We start from the raw sequence: 458 nt of genomic DNA on the forward strand, positions 1-458 counted from the left end.
GGGGTGTCCGCTGCCGAGGTCGATGTGGTGGAGGCGCACGGTACGGGCACGAAGCTGGGTGACCCGATCGAGGCGCAGGCGCTGCTGGCCACCTACGGCCAGGACCGTCCTGAGGACCGGCCGCTGCGGCTGGGCTCGGTGAAGTCGAACATCGGGCATACGCAGGCGGCTGCGGGTGTCGCGGGCGTGATGAAGATGGTGCTGGCGATGCAGCACGGGGTGCTGCCGCGCACCCTCCATGTCGATGAGCCGTCCCCGCATGTGGACTGGTCTGCCGGCGCCGTCGAGCTGCTGACGGATGCCACGACGTGGCCGGAGGGCGCCGAGGCGCGTCGGGCGGGTGTGTCGTCGTTCGGCATCAGCGGCACCAACGCCCATGTCATCGTGGAGGAGGCCCCGGCCGTCGAGGTGACGCCGGTTGCGGGGACTTCGCCGAGCGTGGTGCCGTGGGTGGTGTC

The 458-nt window shown here is 71.2% G+C and carries 1 protein-coding gene; it reads left to right on the forward strand.

Annotation, left to right across the window (positions count from 1 at the left end; genetic code table 11):
- Nucleotides 1-458, forward strand: a 458-nt coding sequence (locus GTW67_RS08750; protein ID WP_161164238.1) for a ketoacyl-synthetase C-terminal extension domain-containing protein, incomplete at both ends; no start/stop codon positions are given.

It is taken from the genome of Streptomyces sp. SID5910 (assembly GCF_009862125.1).
Classification (GTDB): domain Bacteria; phylum Actinomycetota; class Actinomycetes; order Streptomycetales; family Streptomycetaceae; genus Streptomyces.